Origin of the sequence: Streptomyces sp. NPDC006385 (assembly GCF_040612485.1) — a bacterium.
Lineage (GTDB): Bacteria > Actinomycetota > Actinomycetes > Streptomycetales > Streptomycetaceae > Streptomyces.
Genome location: NZ_JBEXQG010000054.1, coordinates 44,795 through 62,211, shown reverse-complemented (window position 1 = coordinate 62,211; position 17,417 = coordinate 44,795). Strand labels below are relative to the sequence as shown.

Sequence of the window (17,417 nt, the reverse complement as noted above, 5' to 3'; positions counted from 1 at the left end):
CGAACAGCCTCATCAGCTTCAGCGGATCGGCACTCTCGAATGCCTCGTTGAGGATCCGGTCTTGACGCAGGCCGTCCAAGGTCACGCCCTTGGGCCCACGCGTCTTGAATCGTAGGCGCCAAGGTCGGAACTACCCGTCGATGACATACCTGACGAGAGTCGGTGTCAGCCCCCCGGCCTGTCGACGAGGTCGCCCATGCTGCCGATCTCTCCTGCCGACCAGTGCTCGCCGAGCAGGAGCAGCCCCTTGTTCATCAAGATCTCCACGGCCCGATAAGGCTCCGCGATAACACCGGGCTCGGGGTAGTAGATCTTGACTGTCTCGGCCATCAGACCGTCGGGGTCAAGGCCACCGGTGTCGTAGTTGCTCCCGCCGCGGGTGCCAGGGGCGCGGTCCAGGTCGACTTGGTTTTCGATCGCATAGGCAAAACCGAGGCGTACTCGGTCCGCCAACTGCGTCTTCTCCGAGATTCCCAGCCAGTGGATGAGATCAGCTGCCGCCTGGGTCGCCTCGATGGTGAGCGAGATGTTCTTGAGATCAGCCATCAGACAGCCGCCCTCCGGCGCTCGATCACAGTGTGCTTGGAGCTTCGCCGCTCCAACTGGTACTCGGCCACCAGGTTGCTGCCCAGTGCCTGGAGCGCAGCTCCTCGATCAAACTCTCCGTCGAACGAGAGCAGGATCACCTGTCGCGCCATTCGTGGAAGAGCGGCGACAACATGCGCCGTGTTGTCCGTATCCAGGCGACCGAATGGGTAGTCCATGACCACCGGTCCCCGTACCGCTGCGCTGTCTTGGAGGGCGGCAATCAGAGACAAGGCCACCAGATGCTCGTAGCCTGCGGATCGCCTCACTACTTCGCCATCCTTGTCAAGGATCTCAAGCCCGTAGCTGTCGGTGATGCGCAGCCCCACGTAGTCGGGTTCGGACGCCAGGACGCGGAAGATTTCCGAGGCGTGCTTTTCGACGCGGCGGCGAAGCTTCGTTCTGTAGGCGTCGATCGAGTCGCTGAACAGATCGCGGAGCCGTTGGGCCACCTCGTCCTTCAACTCGACAGTGCGGTCGGGGGTCACCTGCTTCCGGAGCCGCCGCTTGAAGTCCTCGATGTCAGCTTCCTTCTTGCGGATCTGCTCCCCAAGAGCCGCAAGGCGATCTTTATCGCGCTCCAGCTTGGCATGGCGCTCATCGCGCTCGGTGGACAGTGCGCGCACCTGCTCCTCGCTCTGCCCAATCTCGTCAATCTGCTGCCTCAGCTCTGCGATGTCGCCGTACAGCTCCTCCTTCTCCAGCCGCACTTGGCGAAGGTTGGCGTCACGTTCCACGATGAGGCGAACGTCTTGTTGGGCGAGAGTCTGAAGAGTGCGACGCTTGGCCCGGAGCCGGTCCAAGCGAGTCTGCACGTCCTCCTGGTGCCCAGTCGATGCGATTTGCTTGATCTTCTCGGTCAGTTCGGCATGCAAGGCCGGCGGAATCTCGCGACGACAGACCGGGCAGTCGTTACCTGCGTGTAGGTGCGTCAGATCTCGCATGGCGGCAGCGGCTTCGCTGAGTTCGGTCTCCGCCATGGCGACAGCACTGTCTACTTCGGCGAGACGTTCAGTTGCGGAGCGAGCCAGAACGGCTTTCCACAGGTCTGTGGAAAGCTCGTCAAGGGCGGCTATCGCCGCCTTCTCCCGGCCTTCTACCCCTGCGATCTGTACTTCCAGTTGATCGATCTTGCCGAGGATGTGTTGAGCCTTCTGCTGCTCGCGCATCAAGACATCGAGCTCGGAGATTCGATTCTGACCCGCCTCGATCTGGGATTCGATCTCGCTGTAATCCCTCTGGAGGCGATCGCGGACGTCCTGGGCTTCCTTGAGAGCGAGGCCCATACGGTTGGTCTCGTGATTGGCAGCGTACTGCTCGCTCAGCTGCTTCGATGCCGCTCGCGAGATCGCTACGGCATCGGCTTTTGCATTGCCGACGATCGGAATCCCGAGAACCCGTTCAATGCTCCGCTCCAGCTCGGCGCCCTTTTCGCTCCCGGGATCAAGCAGGTCCTCGTACTGGCGAAGGAGCTCACCGTCGAACAGGAAGAACTGGCTCACCGATTCCGGAGCGATCATCTGGATGATTCTCCTGGAATCATCCGGAGACAGCACCTCGCCGTCGCGCTGCAAGATGATGGTCTCGGTCGGTTGTGTGCCCTCGTCGTACCGTCGGATCAGACGGTAGGGAACACCCTTGTCGTGGAAGTCCAGTACTGTTTCGAAGGCTCCCACACCACCTGCCTCCTTGCGAGCCTCCGTGTTTACGAGGTCAGAGGCTTCTTCGGCGCCGCGACGGCCATGAATTTCGCCGTACAGCGCGTATCGGAAGGCGTTGTGGAGAGTGGTCTTGCCGCGCCCATTGGGCCCGTAGACGATGTAGACCCCGCGATCGCTGGAGAAGACCATCTCCTGGCGTCCCCGGTAAGGGCCGAAGTCTTCGACTGTAAGCCGATCAAGAGTCAACATCAGCTGGCCCCCTCCACAGATGCCCGTTGGGTAACCCACCGGTTGACGATCTGTTCTGTACGTTTGCGGGCTTCGGCATGGTCCTCAGCGAACTGGTGCTGCACCTGAAGGATTTCGCTGACTAGTTCAGGATCCAGGTCCGGATAGCGTTCCTTCCGGACCTCCTCCACGGTCGCCAGCAAGTCTGCCGTCTCCTCACTTCGGTCAGGCATCCGCTTCCCCCTCATCGTCCTCGATACCCTCCGGTCGGATCTCATCAAGCTGACTGAGAGACAACCCCATCGATACCCACTTGTCTTCCAGAACCGAAACGGAACTCTGCGTGATACTCCAGCCGGCGAATTGGATAGCTCGTGACAGTTCCCCTACAACGAGAGGCCACGACGGATCGTCCCTCTGTGTAGTTTCTGGCAGGACCAATACGTCGATCAGCGTAGCTACAGTCTTGTTAGGAGAGCGCCGAAGGATTCGCCCCCGTCGCTGAATGAACTCGCGGGGGTTCCGCGAACTGGCCAGGATCAGAGCATGTGAGGCCGAAGGGATATCTACACCCTCATCCAGACACTTGATCGCGACCACGATCCCGCCGCTGATGTCAAATAGCCTCAGTGTGGCTTCCGAGTCTCCGCGCATCTGACTGTGGTACTCAAGCGAAGAAATTCCCCTGGCGGAGAGTGCTTGCCGTACCAGGGACATTTGGTCCTGGTTATCACAGTAGATGAGCCACTTCTGATCCTTTTCGGGGCGATAGTGCTCTGCCACAAGGTCAGCAGCTCGGGATACCTTGCGCGCCGCGCCCTTGGCGATACGGGCTCGCTCGATGAGCTTGCGACGCAATTGGTCTTGAGCATGGGACGTAGCGCCAGGTGCCTGGGCCATGGCGTATCGCTGCCGGATTTCGCTGGTCAGGCGATCCCAGCGTTCCTCTTCGTCCTCCGTCAGGCCCACCCAGGACGGGTGGTAGACGTACGGGGCCAGTACGCCGTCGTCAAGGGCATCCTTCAAGGTGTACTGGTGGATGACGCCACCGAAGTAGCTGTCGACCGCAGCTGTGCCTTCCGGGTCGTTGGCTCGTTCCGGTGTGGCGCTCAGTCCGAGACGCCAAGGAGTATCAAGCCACTCGAGGATAGTGCGGAATCGGGGACTGCCCAGTCGATGCGCTTCGTCAGCGATGGTGAACACTTTGCTGGCTACCGGTCGCAGTTGCGCCCGAAATGCAGGGCTGGACGCCGTGTTGAGGACTGCGATCAAGACGTGCTTGCGTCCAGGACGACTGGACTCCACGGCGGCACGGAGCGCGCCGCTGCGGCTCCAACGATCGTGGCCACCACCCGCCAGCACGGAGCGGGCGCCGAGCAGTTCGTGAACCTGCTTTGCCCACTGATCCAGTAGCAGGCGGGAGGGCACCAGGATCAGCGGCGTCAGACCTTGCTCAAGAGCGAGGCCGGCAGAGTAGAGACCGGTGATTGTCTTGCCGGAGCCCGTGGCGTGGGCCAGTAGTCCGGTGTGCTCGTGGGTCTCCCATGCACGTACTGCGGCGCGCTGATGTTCGCGGAGTTGGATACCTCCGAGCGTGTACTCCTCTTTGGGCGGTCGCCCGATGCGTCCTGCAGCGACGTCGCGTAGCAGGGCGGTGAGGTCCACGTCTTCCGCGACGTGCTCAAGTTCCTCTCTGATTTCATGAGGGAGGCCGATGACGGTGACACCGGGGACGACCCCTTCCCAGAGCCGCTCGAAGCGAGCGACGGCATGGCGGGCCCGCTCGGCGTCACGACCGCCCTCCCAAGAGGGCCACACATCGACCGATTCGATGTTGCCGTCAGGGGAGAGCCCGAGGTAGCTCTCGTTGGCAGATCCGCGGAAGCCGACTACATCTCCAGCGGTGTCAGTGAAAAGTCCCACTTTGTCGTGGAACATGCGTTTGTTGTGAATGGATGCCTTGGGCGTGACGCGGGCCAACTTCACATCGAGCCGTCCTGAAGCGACCAGTGCAGCCAGCAGGCGGGCGGTGTCGGCGTGAGAAGAGCGAAGAAGCTGTGCGAGTTCACCTCGCAATTTCGTGACGAGCTCAGCATCGTCGCGCACTTCGTAGCCGTAAACGAGACTGTCGGCGTCGGCTGTGCTCAGCCTGGGGGAGCACAAGATGCGCATGGAGCCCGAGTTTTCCAGGAAGAATGCCTCAAGCCCGGACTGAATCAGGTGGAACGCCGTTGAGCTGAAGAAGCCGGTGATTCGGTCATAGTGGGACGCTTCACGCAGGCATGGGTCATAGAAGTCGCGGGGGATGTCGTCGGTATCTGTGGTGTATTCAGTTCGCAGGCTGCCGAGGTCCCTGAGCATCAGAACAACCCCTCGCACATTGCTTCGTTGCTCAGGTGGATTCGCATGCTCAGTGCCTCAACGAGACGATGGGGGCGGGCGGCGACGATCGTCTCCGTCAATCTTCCATGAAGCCTGCGTGAGCCGTGTGAGATGTCCTTCGCCAAGGCGGCCCAGACGATTTCAGGAGGAGTTTGTACATTCTTGGAGGCCCCAAAGCCGCCGTTCAGGTCATGTAGGTCGGCGTCCCACAAGATGAACAGGTTCCAGTCGGGGTGGTACCCCATGACGACCGGCCGAATGTTGTCAGCCCGGTCGAACCAGAGCCGCTTCGCCCGCGGGGGCGCGGGCTTGCCCTCACGCGTGACACCGGCAGTCAGCTGGATCTTGAACGTCCCCGGCTGGCGCTCAGACGGGTGCTGCGTTGCCGCATAGACGTAGAAGCGGAGGCGCGGGGGCAGCGGCGAGGCAAGATCGAGAACGAGTGGCTTGCGCTTCAGGGCTTCGTCGGGGGGTACCCCGTCGACGGCAGACCCCAAGGCGCGGATCAGTACACGATGCAAGTAGCCGCTCGTGAAGTTCTTGGCAGGCCGGTACCGCTCCTGGAACTCGTCCTCCGGCAGTGTGAGCCAGCCGGGTGTTGTCGATCCCAAGCCTCCCCCTCGTCTCAACCCTACTGTCCGTCGTTGACCATGTACACAGTCTCAGACACCACTGACATCGGGCCTGGTTCAAGGGGTTCTGCCTGATCCGGGGCGTCGCAATGGCACTCAGCAGCCCCCATGGCCGCTATAGTGTCTGGGGTTGATCGGTTGCGGAGGGGCTCTACATGCAGAACATCCTTGACCGCCTGCGGTCGGGTCGCGTCTGCTACACCACGCCGCACGGCGCTCAGTTCACAGGTGACAGCTTGGAGCTGCTTGGCGAGTTGCCGGCGAACAGTGTCGACCTCTTCATGACAAGCCCCCCCTTTCCTCTCCTGCGTAAGAAGGCTTACGGGAACAAGGATCAAGAGGAATACGTCGCCTGGCTCGTGAAGTTCGCGAAGCTCGCGAAGGATGCTCTCAAGCCGACGGGCAGCCTCGTGATCGACATCGGTGGCGCTTACCAACAAGGCGAACCGGTGAGGTCGCTACATCAATTCCGTGCACTGCTTGCATTTGTTGACGACCTTGGCTACTTCCTCGCCGAAGAATTCTATTGGTACAACCCTTCTAAGCTGCCGTCGCCCATTGAATGGGTGAACAAGCGTAAGTATCGTGCCAAGGATGCCGTCAATACGGTTTGGTGGCTCTCGAAAACCGAGCGGCCGAAGGCTGATGTCGGTAAGGTTCGCGTACCCTACTCCAAGTCCATGCAGCAGCTACTAAAGGACCCCGCAGCCTATTACAGGCCCAAGGAAAGGCCGTCTCACCACAACATCGGCAAGGCATTCGGCGTTGATAACGGTGGCGCGCTTCCTTCCAATCTGCTTGAGATCCCCTTTCTTGAGGATCTGCTTGAGATCCCCAATCTGCTTGAGCTCCCTAATAGCCAGTCCAACGATGCGTATCTTCGTACGCTGAAGGCGATGGAGCGCCCGGGTCACCCCGCTCGATTCCCGATCAAGCTGCCCACATTCTTCATTAAGATGCTGACCGATCCGGGAGACGTCGTTGTGGACTTCTTCGGAGGGTCGAACACGACTGGCCGTGCTGCGGAAGACCTGGGCAGGAACTGGCTGTCGTTCGAGCTGGACCCTGCATACGCTGCTCTCTCTGCTGTGCGGTTCATGGAGGGCCAGGACCTCAAGGCCATAGAGCGGGCGGTGAAGAAGATCGAGGGTGGCACCACGCTGGAGCTGACAGACGTCTCAACGCCGTCGAGCGAGGAGACCGAGGCGGGTGCCGGAGTGGAGCCAACAAATGTCTCGACCCAGTTGAGCATCGACGCCAGTTGACGTCTCGTTCCGCGATGTCGCGCCGTCTAGTTCTCTTCGACCTCGACAACACCCTCGTGGACCGGCGGGGAACGGTGGCCGACTGGTCCGCCGAGTTCACCGCCCGGCACGGTCTGGATGGCGAGGAGCGGGCGTACGTGCTGGGCATGGTGGCCGAGCGGGCCTATCCGTCCACCTTTGACATGATCCGAACCCGTACGGGCTGCCCACGTCGACAGCGGAGTTGTGGCGCGCGTACTGCATGGTGCCTTCCACGATCGGTTTCCTCCAGCCACACGCCCCGCCTGCTGCCGACACTGGGCGTGGGGCGCTGACCTTCGTGCACCATCCGTTGGAGACGATCAGCGAGGTCCTGGACGCATCGCTCGTTCTGCTAGGGGGGCACCCGTGCGCTGGTTCTTCGCAGATACGGTCCATGGTGGGCGCGGGTCATACTCGTTCTGCCTGTGGCACAGGGAGGTCAGACAGCGTGACGACGAACGAACGAACCGCGTTCGACTCCGCAACGGCAGAGAACATCTTGCGTAGAGCCTGCGAGCTGGCCGGGTTGGACCCCGACGGGATCGAGATGCTGCGGCTCGGTGATCACGCGGTGTTCCGCGTCGACGGCGGGCGAGTCGTTTCGCGAGTCGGCCGACACGCTGACCGCCTGCCGTCGGTGCGCCGAGAGGTTGCTGTGGCGCGATGGCTCGAAGCTGAGGACTACCCGTCGGCGCGACTCGTCACGGAGGCTGACCAGCCTGTCGTCGTCGAAGGGCATCCGGTGACCTTCTGGGAAGGGCTGGCCGACGGCGAGAAATACGCCAGCACGCGTGAGATGGGTGAACTCCTGAGACGGCTCCATGGACTGGAACCGCCGCACTTTCCCCTGCCCGAACTCCGTCCCTTCGACAAGGTCAGGCAGCGCCTGGGGCGTGCTGAGATCCGTGCCGAGACTCGCGCGTATCTAGCCGGGCTGGCCGAGGAGTTGGCGGCCGAGTACCAGGAGCTGGAGTTCCTGCTTCCGCGAGGGCATCTGCACGGCGACTTCAACGTCGGCAATGTCCTGCGAGACGCCGAAGGCCACCCGCAGGTCATCGACCTGGACGGTTTCGTTACCGGTCCCCGTGAGTGGGACCTCATACAGACGGCCATGTACTACGACAGCTTCGGCTGGCACACGGAAGCCGAGTACGCCGACTTCGCGGACGGCTACGGCTTCGACGTCCGGCAGTGGTCCGGGTACACCGTGCTCCGTAGCGTCCGCGAACTGCTGATGGTCACCTGGCTCTCGCAGAACGCCGGCGCGGATCCGCGCGCCGCCGAGGAAGTCGAGAAGCGTGTCGAGACGCTGCGGTCCGGTGGCTCACGGCGAGCTTGGGCGCCGTTCTAGGCGACCCCGGCTTGCTGCCACAGGCGGAAGCCGCGTGCTCGTTCCGCGAAGTCGCGGAACTCCGCGGCCCGCCGCATGCCGTCCGTGACGCGGCCCTGAAACTCCCGCACGTACTGCAGACAGCGTGCCGACTTCAGGCCCTCACCGAGGCTCAGCGCGCTCAGGGCGATCTCGAAGCCGCGGCTGATCTCGCCTTGGTTGATGTACGCCTCGGCCTGCACCATCGTCGCGAAGAAGTCACTGCGGGTGTTCATGCCGTTGCCGAAGATGGAGCCTGCGCCTCGCTCGGTGGCTTCGACAGAGCGCCCCAGGTCTCGGAAGCAGTGGCCGATCTCGGCAGCCAGCTCCACCTCGTCGAAGTACGAGATGTACGGCGGGTCGCTGTCGGCTGTCCGTTGTCCGAGTCGGCGTTCTGCCTCCACCAGGGCGAGGTCACAGCCTCGGTCGTCGCCAAGACGAGCCAGAGCCCGCGCCTCCATCGCGCGGAACTGCGCGGCCATCGTCGGCCCCAGGCTTGCGGCCGGGTTGGTGTACGCGGCTCGGGCGAGAGTCACAGCGTCCTGGTATCGGCCTGTGAACGTGGCCTGATGGCTCATCGCGGACAGGATGCTTCCGCCCAGGCGTCTGTCACCAGCCGCCTGCGTCATGCGAAGGGCTTGGATGAAGTACCGCTGAGCGATGCCGTGCAGGCAGCTGTCGTACGACATCCATCCGGCGAGCAAGAGTGCTTCGGCCACAGCCGAATACAGTTCCTTGCCCACGGCGTCGGAGTACTTCCCGTCGAGCATCGGCCGGACATCCGTGTGCAGGTACTGAATCAGCGCGCGCCGGGCGTGGCCACCGCCGAACCTCCCATCGAGCATGCTGAATGCCTCGGCGGTTGAGCGCACCATTTCTACGTCCACGGCGCCGATAGCCCGGTCACCTGCCCGCGTCAGCACTTCGTCCGGCGGGGCGACGAGCCAGCGCAGGGCAGCGGCGTTCCATGCTGCAGAGTCCAACTGTGCCCGGACCAACGCCTCGGCATCGGCAAGGTCGGCGCGCCACAGGTCGGCCACGGTCTTGGCCGCTGCCTCAGGACGGTCCGCGAAGTCGAGCCCCAGGTCAGGCTGCACGGCGGATACCGCCGCGTCGCCCATCCCGATGTCGTCGATAGTGAGGCGGCGTCCCAGCTTGCGCCCGATGGCGTCGGCGATGAGCTGCGGCATGTTGCCGCGCGGTATCGAGCCCTTGAGCCAGCGGGTGACGTACGTGTGATCGCAGGTGATGTCTTCGCCTGCTATGGCAGCTGCGGCGACTACCGCGCGGGCAAGCGACTTGTGCGAGAAGTCGGCTTCCTGCATGAGCGCGGCCAGCCGGGCGTTCCGTTGTGCCATCGGACCCCCCAGAGAACGGCCGTAGTGCCAGCTTGACGCACGGTCACTCTACGCAGGTCACAGCCAGGGTGCAGGAGGTTTGCACGTAGGAGTGCACGAGTGCACCCCCAAGTGCACGCTCCCGAAGTCGCCTCCGCACGGCGACAGTTGAGTCATCGCCGCAAGATCAGCTCGGCCCTCTTCGAGGTGGTGGCAGCCAAGCCGCTCTCCTTCGTTTGTCGGACGCCTCCGCAAGGCGTCGTGGGGTCGTGGATACCCAGCCGGCCGGAGGACTGGGTTCTGCACAAGATCACCGATCTACTGATGGAGCCTTGCCATGCGCTATCCGCCGACGAGTACCGCCTTGTCGACGAGCCTGTCCGCGGTCAACACACACCCCGTGAGCGACGTACAGCTTGGCGCCTCCCTGGTGCGGAGTTCCGCAATCCGGGCTCCAAAGCCGACCGCGGTGGTACTGGATCTCTTCGGCACACTCGTCGCAGCACCGAGCGCAGTCGAACGGAGTGCTGCCGCCGCCCAGCTCGCCGATGTCCTGGGCGTATCCTCGGCGGTCGCCGAGGCGGCGCTGTCCGGCAGCTGGCGGGCGAGGCACGACGGGCATCTGAGGTCCACGGCTGAAGTCGCGGCGCATCTCGTCGCGCACTGCAACGCTCCCGCTTCCCGTGTGGATGAGCTGGAACGGCTCCTGGCGAAACTCGCCCGCGACCGGCTGCAGGCCGATGCCACTCTCCTGCAGTCCCTGAAGGAGCTTCAGCAGGGTGGGCTCAGGCTGGCTCTCCTCAGCGACGCATCCCCCGACATCGCCGAGGCATGGAGCCGCAGCGATCTCGCGTCGCACTTTAATGCCGCCGTGTTCAGCTGCCGGGAGGATGCGATGAAGCCCTCTCCTCAGCTCTTCGATGCGGTGCTCGACGCACTCGATGTCGCCCCGGAGCGGGTCCTCTACTGCGGCGACGGCGGCGGTGACGAACTGGCCGGCGCGGAGCGCGCCGGGATGCATGCGGTTCGCGTGGAACGCCGGGGCGGACCGCACGGCCTTGCGTTCGGCGAGACCGCTTGGCCCGGCAGGGCGATACCCGCGGTGGAGGCTCTCCCGTCCTTGCTGAGCACGTGGAGGGAACGATGAACGTCCCGTACGCCTGGGCAGTTGAAAGCGGCGCACTCCGCCGGCTCCCCGCTCCGATCGACACCCACCCGATGGGCGACACGACGATCATCGAGCCCCGCTACACAGGCGTGTGCGGGAGCGACGTCGCGAAACTCAGTCACCCCTGGCAGGGTCGGCTGCCGGAGCCGTGGTACCCCGGACACGAGATCGTCGGGGTCGACACGGAGTCGGGAGAGTGGGTCGCGGTCGACCCGCTGGTGCCCTGCCGTTCGTGCCACTACTGCGACCGCGGCTTCGTACACATCTGCCCGGAGCTGCGACGCATCGGCTGGGACCTGCCCGGTGGTCTCGCCAGCGCCGTGAGGGTGCCCCGCGACAATACTCGCCCGCTACCTCACCTGCACGATCCCGCACACGGCGTCCTTGCCGATCCGATGGCAGTGGCACTGCACGGAGTCCGCTGCGGCCTCCAAATGCCGCTGGGGCGGCTCGGCGTCATAGGCGGCGGCGTCATCGGGGTCTGCACGGCGATCTGTGCGGCGGAGGCCGGGTGGGACGTCCACGTGCTGGTCAGGGAGCCTTCGCGGTCGCACCAACTGAGTTACGTCCTCGACCCGCACATCAACCTCCACTCCGCCGACCTGCCGCCGTGCGACGTCGTCGTGGACGCCGCGTCGGGCGACAGCGACGCCCCCGTACGCCAGGCGCTGAGCGCCGTGCGTGACGGTGGAACGGTTCTCGTACAGAACGCCTACGCACCCCGGGTGCTTCTCTCGGTCCCCCTGCGGGACGTCTTCCGGCGCTCGATCACTCTGCGTGGCTCCTTCTCGTACTGCCGCGCGGACGGCCACGACGACTTCCGCGACGCCATCGACGCCCTCGCGAAGGGCGGCGACTGGGCTGCCCTGCTGACCCGGGACCGATTCCCTCTGAGCGACCTGCCGCAGGGGCTGGCAGCCCTGAGGAGCGGGTCCCGCCATCGCCCCTTCAAGGTCCTGCTCACGTCCGACATCTGAAGGAAGGAGCCAACCCCATGGCGGTGACAACGCCATTGCTGGCCCAGAAGATCAACTCGCCCGCCGACATCGCACCCGAGGACATCCACGAGGGCATCCTGAACATTCTCGCGTTACCGGAGGGCCACACCCGGGACGTGATGCTCGGCAGCGTCCTCACCGGCCTGCTCCTGCGAGGGCCGAGACTGGAGGAGGTCGAGGCCGCGGTCCGGGCAGCGACGTCCCTGGACCGAAATGGCTGGGACTTCCACCGGCCGCCCACGGGCATGCGGTTCGTCGGCTACACGGGCAGCGGGAAGAAGACCTTCAAGACGATCAACCTCAGCACGGCTGCGGCGCTGGTGGCGGCCACCGGGGGAGCACATGTCGCGAAGCTCGGATCGCGCAGTGCGTCGTCGAAGACCGGATCGCGCGACTTCATCGACGTCGTGGGGGCGACGGGCGACACGGTGCCGCACCAGGAGATGGTGGACATCACGGCGGAGGTCGGCTTCGGGTTCTTCTCCATCGAGAACCGCGTGCCCGAGTTCGACCGCCGTTACGGAGGCAGGTTCCAGGCTGTACACGCCCTCAGCCTGGCGTTCCCCGCTCTCCTGAGCCCGGTCACCTGCCCCGCCTACGTGTACGGGCTCTCGCACCCCGCGGTTGGCGCTTCCGCCCGGCTGCTCTCCCGGCTCGGGCTGCCGGACGTCACGGTGATCAACTCCAGCGTCGGCCAGGCGGTCCAGGTCGACGAACTGCTCCCCGGAAGCACCGTGCGGGCCTGCCGCATCAACGCTGGCGCCGAGGATCTGGCCTTCAACGACGAGGTACGCAGGGGTGCGGCCTCGATGCCGCAGGACCTGATGTCCATCGCCCAGCACGAGGACCCTTTGGAGAACGTCGCCGCGGCGATCCGAGTGCTGGCCGGCCGGGACACCAGCCAGGCGCGGAACGCGGTCGCCCTCAACGCGGCCCTGCTCATGGTGATGTCCGAGGCGGCTTCCACGATCCAGTCCGGCATTGACAGGGCGCTCACCATCATCGACGCGGGCGCGGGTCTGGACACCCTCCAGCAGTTCGTTCGGCTCACGGGCGGTGCCCCGCACCAGCTCCATTCGCTCCTGCGGCCCGTCTCTCCGCCGGCCTCCCTGATCAGCCCCGGCAGCAAGGAGAAGGCCCCATGCTGACGCACGAAGAACTCGGGATCGTCCACCTGGTCCTCAACACCGACTGCAATGCATGGGACCTGAAGCCGACCAGCACGTCACCGGGCGTGTGCCGCTTCTGCTACCGCGAGCGCAACCGAGTCAGCACCGATGCCGAAACGGTCCGCCGGGTCATCGACCGCGTCCGTTCGGAGTCGGAGGCCCATCGGTGTGTCTTCACCGGCGGCGACCCCGTGATGCCGTACGACAACCACCTGGAGGTCGCCCTCCGGCACGCCACCGAGGTCGGCTTCGAGACCAACCTCCACACCAACGGGCTGCTCCTGAGCGATCGTTACGCCGGTCTCCGCGACCACGTGACCATCTACTCCCTGGCAGTCGACGGTCCGAACGCCGAGACGGCCAACTGGTTCCGCGGCCAGGGGTACTTCGAACGTTTCCTGTCCAACGTCGAGTTCCTCACCGCCGACCAGCGACGGCTCGCCTTCAACACGTTCACCACAGCCAGCTCCGTGAAGGAACTGCCTCGCCTGGCACAGCTCATCGCCGGGGTGACCCAACGGACGGACGTCGAGTACTGGCTGATCTCCCAGTACCGCCCCATCGGCCGAGCGAACACGCGTAAGGCGGAGATCTACGGCTTCGAGCGGGACGACTTCGTACGGGCCGTGGACGACGTACGCGACATGGTCGACGGGGTGGAGATCTACGCCCAGCCCACGCGTGCCCCGGAGGACCAGTACCCGTTCCGGGTCTGGGTCCTCGCCGACGGAACGGTCACCGCAGACCTCGGCAGCGTCGCGGCTCCCCGCAACGAGGTGCTCGGAGACCTCCTGGTCGACGGCTTCGAGCCGCTGGTCCGCCGGGCCTTCGCCCTTCGCGAGCAGACACAGTTGGAAGGAATCGCATGAAGTTCGACACCGCGTACTACGAGAGCGTCATCGACCAGCACCGCTACGAACGCCTGGGGCTCGGCGCCATCGACTTCGCCCTCGCGGGGATGAGCCCCGACGACCTGCGCACGAAGTGGGTGTGCCACACGGGAGCGCGCGGGTTCGCGGAGGCGGTCGCGGACGGGCAGCCGGCGATCGTCACCACCGGGGTCGGGCTCGGAGGGCCGCCCCACGCCGGCACGCTCTTCCAACTGCTGCGTGCGATCAAGCTGCAGCAGTGCGGCCTCGACGTCCAGATCGTGCTGGGCGACCTCGACTCCTACAACGCCCGCCGTACGCCCCTGGACTCTGTGCGGAAACTCGCCGACCAGTACGAGGAGTTCGTCCTGGGTCTCGGGTTCGACGCCAAGCGCGGTGTGCTGCGCAGGCAGGAGGGTGAGACCGACATCCTGGCCACCGCGTTCCTGCTGTCGCGCCACCTGGACGACGACGACTTCCACTGGGCGGAGGAGGACCTCGCCGGTCTCTACCGCAACCACGGGGTCTTCGACCGCCTCAACTACGGCATGAAGCAGGCCACACTGCTCATGGCCGCGGACTTCGTGCACCTCCTCCGCGAAGGGCGTCACGTCCTCGTCTCCCTCGGGGTCGACGAGCACAAGTACGTCGCCCTCGCCCGGCGCGGAGCGGAACGCTGGGGCCTCCCCGCCGACCGCCTCTCCGGCATCTACACCAAGATGATCCCCGGCCTCGGCGGCCTCCCGAAGATGAGCAAGAGCATCCCCGGCTCCGGGATCGACGCCTCCATGTGCGCCGAGGACATCCGAGCCCTGCTCAAGACGGACACCGACACCGCCCCCACCGACGACGGCTCGGCGCTGCTCCAGATGTACGCGTGCCTGCCCGAGGTCGACGGACGGGCATACGACCGGGCCTCGGCCGCGCGCCGCGACGGAAGCCCCGAATGGCGCACCGTACGCGAGCAGCTGGTCGAGCGGATGCTCTCGCTGTTCTCCCACTGGCCGAAGTAAGCAAGGAGTCCCTCGTGCACACAAACACCGCGACCTCCCGCCAGCCCATCGGCGGCGCCGAGACCTACTTCATCAGGAGCGGCTACCGCAGCCGCACCGAGGTGGAGTACTTCCTCGACGAGACGGACGACACCGTGACCTGGCAGCCCGACGTCTACCCCTACGCTGCCGCCCGGGCCCAGGAACTCGGCCGCGACGTCGTGATCGACATCGGCTGCGGACGGGCGGGCAAACTGGCCTCGCTGGCCGGCGAGTATCCGGCCTGGTCCTACATAGGCGTGGACTTCGGGGACAACCTCGTGTGGTGCCGCGACAACCACCCCTTCGGGGAATGGATCGACGTCGACCTTGAGTCGGCCGAGCGGCTGCCCATCGACCCCTCCCTCGTGCGCCGGTCCATCGTGGTCTGCTCCGACGTGATCGAGCACCTGATGAATCCGATGCCGGCCCTGTCCCTGATCCGTGGCCTCCTCATGGAGGGCAGCGCCGCCGTACTGTCCACGCCGGCCCGCGAGTGCCGCAGCGGTTACGACGCTCCCGGCCCGCCCCGCAACCCCAGCCACGTCCGGGAATGGGCGAGCGACGAGTTCCAGGCACTGCTGCGGGCGTCCGGGTTCGAGATCCACTACGCCGGGCTCACCCGGAGCGACGACGCCTCCAACGGCCTGTCCACCCAGATGCTCCTCGTCGGCGCGGGAGAGGTGGAGGGGGAACAGCGATGAGCGCGGTTCCCCGGTCCGACGGCATGCGTGTCGTCCACCTCCCGGCTCGCACTCCGTACGCGTGGAAGCTGCAGGGCCGTGACTTCCACATCCTCAACGGGACGGAGATCCCCAGCGGCGGCACGGTGCCGGCGGCGGTCACCGCTGCCTGGCTCCTCAAACACGGCCCTCTCACATGGCTCGACGTCCTGCACCTGCACCACATCGACTTCGAGGACCTCACCACGCTGGAACGCTTGCTCGATGAGTGCCTCAACCACGGAGTCAACGTGGTCTTCACGGCCCACGACACACGCCCCATGGTCGGCAGCGACGAGGACTTCACCGCGCGGCTGCGAATGCTCCACTCCGCCGAGGTCAGCTGGGTCTGTCTCACCGCAGGCTCTGTCACAGTGCTCGCTGAGGTTCTCGGCGAGCACCCCCAGGCAGCGGTCATTCCGCACGGGTACGTAGCAGCCCCGGAGTCACTGGCCGGCCTGGAGCGCGAGTCGAGCAGCTCGGCGGCCCGGTACCTCATGTTCGGCGCCTCACGGGCCAGCCGGGACCAGCTGTCCACCATGGCCAACTGGAGCCTTGGGATCACGGATCCCCACAGCACTCTCCACGTCCTTCTGCGCGCATTCAGTCCGGCCGACTTCGCCGACGGCGGCCGTGCTCCGCTGCTTCTGGAGACGGCCCGGCGCGATCCCCGCATCCGCCTCACCATGCGCCCTTACCCCACGGACGAGGAAGTGGTCAGAGCCGGGCTGGCTTCGGACTCGCTGCTGCTGCCGTACCTCTGGGGCAGCCACTCCGGGCAGATGGAACTGGCCTTCGACCTGAACCTGCTTCCGGTCTGCTCCCTCACCGGCCACCTGCCCGAACAGTACGAGCGGCACAAGGGGCTCGTCGAAGAACCCGAATGGTTCGACTGGTCGCAGGGGCACCCCAACCTCTTCGGGGAGAAATTCCTGACCGCGCTGGAGAACGCGGCAGCGCGGCTCGACGCTAAGCCACGCCGCCTCGATCGTGAGTTCCTTGAATACAGGGCCCAGGAACACAGGACGATCCTGGACAACTACGCCCGCGTGTATGGAGGTGACGGATGAGCACCCCTCCGCGCATTTCGTGCGTGATCCTTTGCCATAACTACGGCCGATATCTCGACCGGGCCATAACGAGCTGCCTGGAACAGGAGCCAGGAGGCTTCACGCTTCACGAAATCATCGTCATCGACGACGGCTCGACCGACGAAACGGAGGAGGTGTGTCTGCGCCACGAAGGCGACGTCAAGGTCATCCGGAGAAGCCAGCAGGGCTTCGGTCAATCCCTGACCGATGCCTTTCTCCTCAGTTCTGGCGATTGGGTGGCTCCGCTCGATGCCGACGACTGGTTCCACCCGTCGAAGCTGCGCACATGCGCAGAGGCGATGAGGGGTGAAACGCTGTTCATCGAGCACTGGGAAAACGTGGTCGACGTCGATGGGCACCCGATGCTGAAGGAACCGCATCCGGGCGGAAACACGAGCACACTCGTGGTCAACCGCGATGCCGCCCTCAGCCTTCTGCCGGCAAGTAACGAGATCTTCTTCCACGCATTGCGTGAGGCCGGCCGAGGCATCGCGCTCCAGGACCCGTTGACCTTCTACAGGGTCCACCCCCGCAGCATGACCGACCGCAGTACGCCCGGCCTATCGCAGGATTATCGAGCCGAGGTCTGTCTGGCACTTTCCGATCGGCTCCATGCGATGTACGGGAATCCACCCTCCTGGGCAACCACTCACGTGCTCAGGAGGATCTCCCAGCATTTCCATGCACTCGCTTCCGGGCACAGAGTGGAATCTGCCGTGCAGCGAAAGAAGCGTCTATCCGCCTTGTCGCTGATTCCGGGAATGCTCATCGCCACGCTTCGAGCCCGAGACTCACTGGATCCGTGGTTCCGGTCCCTCTCCAGTGCGATCGCAGGTCGGCCGCTGGTACGGCTCACGACAGACCAAGGACAGCAGGCTGAATCGTGATC

The 17,417-nt window shown here is 64.9% G+C and carries 16 protein-coding genes; 10 read left to right on the top strand and 6 right to left on the bottom strand.

The window, feature by feature from the left end; all coding sequences use genetic code 11:
- Window positions 1-165: 165 nt before the first annotated feature.
- From ABZ078_RS31865 to ABZ078_RS31845, 5 genes are read right to left on the bottom strand one after another with little or no spacing between them, the layout of a single operon-like run.
- Window positions 166-546, bottom strand: coding sequence for a hypothetical protein (locus ABZ078_RS31865; protein WP_279556694.1), 381 nt, complete (start codon window positions 544-546; stop codon window positions 166-168).
- Window positions 546-2,495 (bottom strand): AAA family ATPase, encoded by a 1,950-nt coding sequence (locus ABZ078_RS31860; protein ID WP_356581019.1) that lies wholly within the window; start codon window positions 2,493-2,495, stop codon window positions 546-548. Before ABZ078_RS31860 ends, ABZ078_RS31865 begins: the two co-directional genes overlap by 1 nt.
- Window positions 2,495-2,677 (bottom strand): hypothetical protein, encoded by a 183-nt coding sequence (locus ABZ078_RS31855; RefSeq protein ID WP_356581017.1) that lies wholly within the window; start codon window positions 2,675-2,677, stop codon window positions 2,495-2,497. Before ABZ078_RS31855 ends, ABZ078_RS31860 begins: the two co-directional genes overlap by 1 nt.
- Window positions 2,678-2,699: 22 nt before the next feature.
- Entirely contained in the window at window positions 2,700-4,835 is a 2,136-nt protein-coding gene (locus ABZ078_RS31850) for a DEAD/DEAH box helicase family protein (RefSeq protein ID WP_356581015.1), read from the bottom strand.
- Window positions 4,835-5,467: a hypothetical protein gene (locus tag ABZ078_RS31845; protein WP_356581013.1), complete on the bottom strand. Its 633-nt coding sequence runs from the start codon at window positions 5,465-5,467 to the stop codon at window positions 4,835-4,837. The genes ABZ078_RS31850 and ABZ078_RS31845 overlap by 1 nt, the downstream gene beginning before the upstream one ends.
- Before the next feature lie 176 nt (window positions 5,468-5,643).
- Between ABZ078_RS31845 and ABZ078_RS31840 the strand changes: the two genes are divergently transcribed.
- Window positions 5,644-6,753 carry a site-specific DNA-methyltransferase gene (locus tag ABZ078_RS31840; protein ID WP_356581011.1) on the top strand — a complete coding sequence of 370 codons (1,110 nt, stop codon included), beginning with the start codon at window positions 5,644-5,646 and terminating at the stop codon, window positions 6,751-6,753.
- Window positions 6,754-7,168: 415 nt separating this feature from the next.
- Entirely contained in the window at window positions 7,169-8,125 is a 957-nt protein-coding gene (locus ABZ078_RS31835; protein ID WP_356581009.1) for an aminoglycoside phosphotransferase family protein, read from the top strand.
- Here ABZ078_RS31835 and ABZ078_RS31830 read toward each other — a convergent pair.
- Window positions 8,122-9,501, bottom strand: coding sequence for a hypothetical protein (locus ABZ078_RS31830; protein WP_356581007.1), 1,380 nt, complete (start codon window positions 9,499-9,501; stop codon window positions 8,122-8,124). The genes ABZ078_RS31835 and ABZ078_RS31830 overlap by 4 nt on opposite strands.
- Window positions 9,502-9,817: 316 nt before the next feature.
- Between ABZ078_RS31830 and ABZ078_RS31825 the strand changes: the two genes are divergently transcribed.
- The 8 genes from ABZ078_RS31825 to ABZ078_RS31790 are packed head-to-tail and all read left to right on the top strand — an operon-like array spanning window position 9,818 to window position 17,415.
- A complete protein-coding gene (locus ABZ078_RS31825) occupies window positions 9,818-10,627 on the top strand; it encodes an HAD family hydrolase (RefSeq protein ID WP_356581005.1) in 810 nt (269 codons plus the stop codon).
- Entirely contained in the window at window positions 10,624-11,625 is a 1,002-nt protein-coding gene (locus ABZ078_RS31820) for an alcohol dehydrogenase catalytic domain-containing protein (protein WP_356581003.1), read from the top strand. The genes ABZ078_RS31825 and ABZ078_RS31820 overlap by 4 nt, the downstream gene beginning before the upstream one ends.
- Before the next feature lie 17 nt (window positions 11,626-11,642).
- Window positions 11,643-12,794: a hypothetical protein gene (locus ABZ078_RS31815; protein ID WP_356581001.1), complete on the top strand. Its 1,152-nt coding sequence runs from the start codon at window positions 11,643-11,645 to the stop codon at window positions 12,792-12,794.
- Window positions 12,788-13,684, top strand: coding sequence for a radical SAM protein (locus ABZ078_RS31810; protein ID WP_356580999.1), 897 nt, complete (start codon window positions 12,788-12,790; stop codon window positions 13,682-13,684). The genes ABZ078_RS31815 and ABZ078_RS31810 overlap by 7 nt, the downstream gene beginning before the upstream one ends.
- Complete coding sequence (locus tag ABZ078_RS31805; protein ID WP_356580997.1) at window positions 13,681-14,697, top strand: hypothetical protein; 1,017 nt, start codon at window positions 13,681-13,683, stop codon at window positions 14,695-14,697. The genes ABZ078_RS31810 and ABZ078_RS31805 overlap by 4 nt, the downstream gene beginning before the upstream one ends.
- 14 nt (window positions 14,698-14,711) lie before the next feature.
- Entirely contained in the window at window positions 14,712-15,419 is a 708-nt protein-coding gene (locus ABZ078_RS31800) for a methyltransferase domain-containing protein (protein ID WP_356580995.1), read from the top strand.
- A complete protein-coding gene (locus ABZ078_RS31795; RefSeq protein WP_356580993.1) occupies window positions 15,416-16,507 on the top strand; it encodes a hypothetical protein in 1,092 nt (363 codons plus the stop codon). Before ABZ078_RS31800 ends, ABZ078_RS31795 begins: the two co-directional genes overlap by 4 nt.
- Window positions 16,504-17,415, top strand: a complete 912-nt coding sequence (locus ABZ078_RS31790) for a glycosyltransferase family 2 protein (protein WP_356580991.1) — start codon at window positions 16,504-16,506, stop codon at window positions 17,413-17,415. The genes ABZ078_RS31795 and ABZ078_RS31790 overlap by 4 nt, the downstream gene beginning before the upstream one ends.
- The last annotated feature ends 2 nt before the right edge of the window (window positions 17,416-17,417 follow it).

Bases quoted from the DNA above. Each gene is read 5' to 3' on its own strand.
- ABZ078_RS31865 (WP_279556694.1), bottom strand. From the start codon at position 546: ATGGCTGATCTCAAGAACATCTCGCTCACCATCGAGGCGACCCAGGCG.
- ABZ078_RS31860 (WP_356581019.1), bottom strand. From the start codon at position 2,495: ATGTTGACTCTTGATCGGCTTACAGTCGAAGACTTCGGCCCTTACCGG.
- ABZ078_RS31850 (WP_356581015.1), bottom strand. From the start codon at position 4,835: ATGCTCAGGGACCTCGGCAGCCTGCGAACTGAATACACCACAGATACC.
- ABZ078_RS31840 (WP_356581011.1), top strand. From the start codon at position 5,644: ATGCAGAACATCCTTGACCGCCTGCGGTCGGGTCGCGTCTGCTACACC.
- ABZ078_RS31835 (WP_356581009.1), top strand. From the start codon at position 7,169: ATGGTGGGCGCGGGTCATACTCGTTCTGCCTGTGGCACAGGGAGGTCA.
- ABZ078_RS31830 (WP_356581007.1), bottom strand. From the start codon at position 9,501: ATGGCACAACGGAACGCCCGGCTGGCCGCGCTCATGCAGGAAGCCGAC.
- ABZ078_RS31825 (WP_356581005.1), top strand. From the start codon at position 9,818: ATGCGCTATCCGCCGACGAGTACCGCCTTGTCGACGAGCCTGTCCGCG.
- ABZ078_RS31820 (WP_356581003.1), top strand. From the start codon at position 10,624: ATGAACGTCCCGTACGCCTGGGCAGTTGAAAGCGGCGCACTCCGCCGG.
- ABZ078_RS31815 (WP_356581001.1), top strand. From the start codon at position 11,643: ATGGCGGTGACAACGCCATTGCTGGCCCAGAAGATCAACTCGCCCGCC.
- ABZ078_RS31810 (WP_356580999.1), top strand. From the start codon at position 12,788: ATGCTGACGCACGAAGAACTCGGGATCGTCCACCTGGTCCTCAACACC.
- ABZ078_RS31805 (WP_356580997.1), top strand. From the start codon at position 13,681: ATGAAGTTCGACACCGCGTACTACGAGAGCGTCATCGACCAGCACCGC.
- ABZ078_RS31795 (WP_356580993.1), top strand. From the start codon at position 15,416: ATGAGCGCGGTTCCCCGGTCCGACGGCATGCGTGTCGTCCACCTCCCG.
- ABZ078_RS31790 (WP_356580991.1), top strand. From the start codon at position 16,504: ATGAGCACCCCTCCGCGCATTTCGTGCGTGATCCTTTGCCATAACTAC.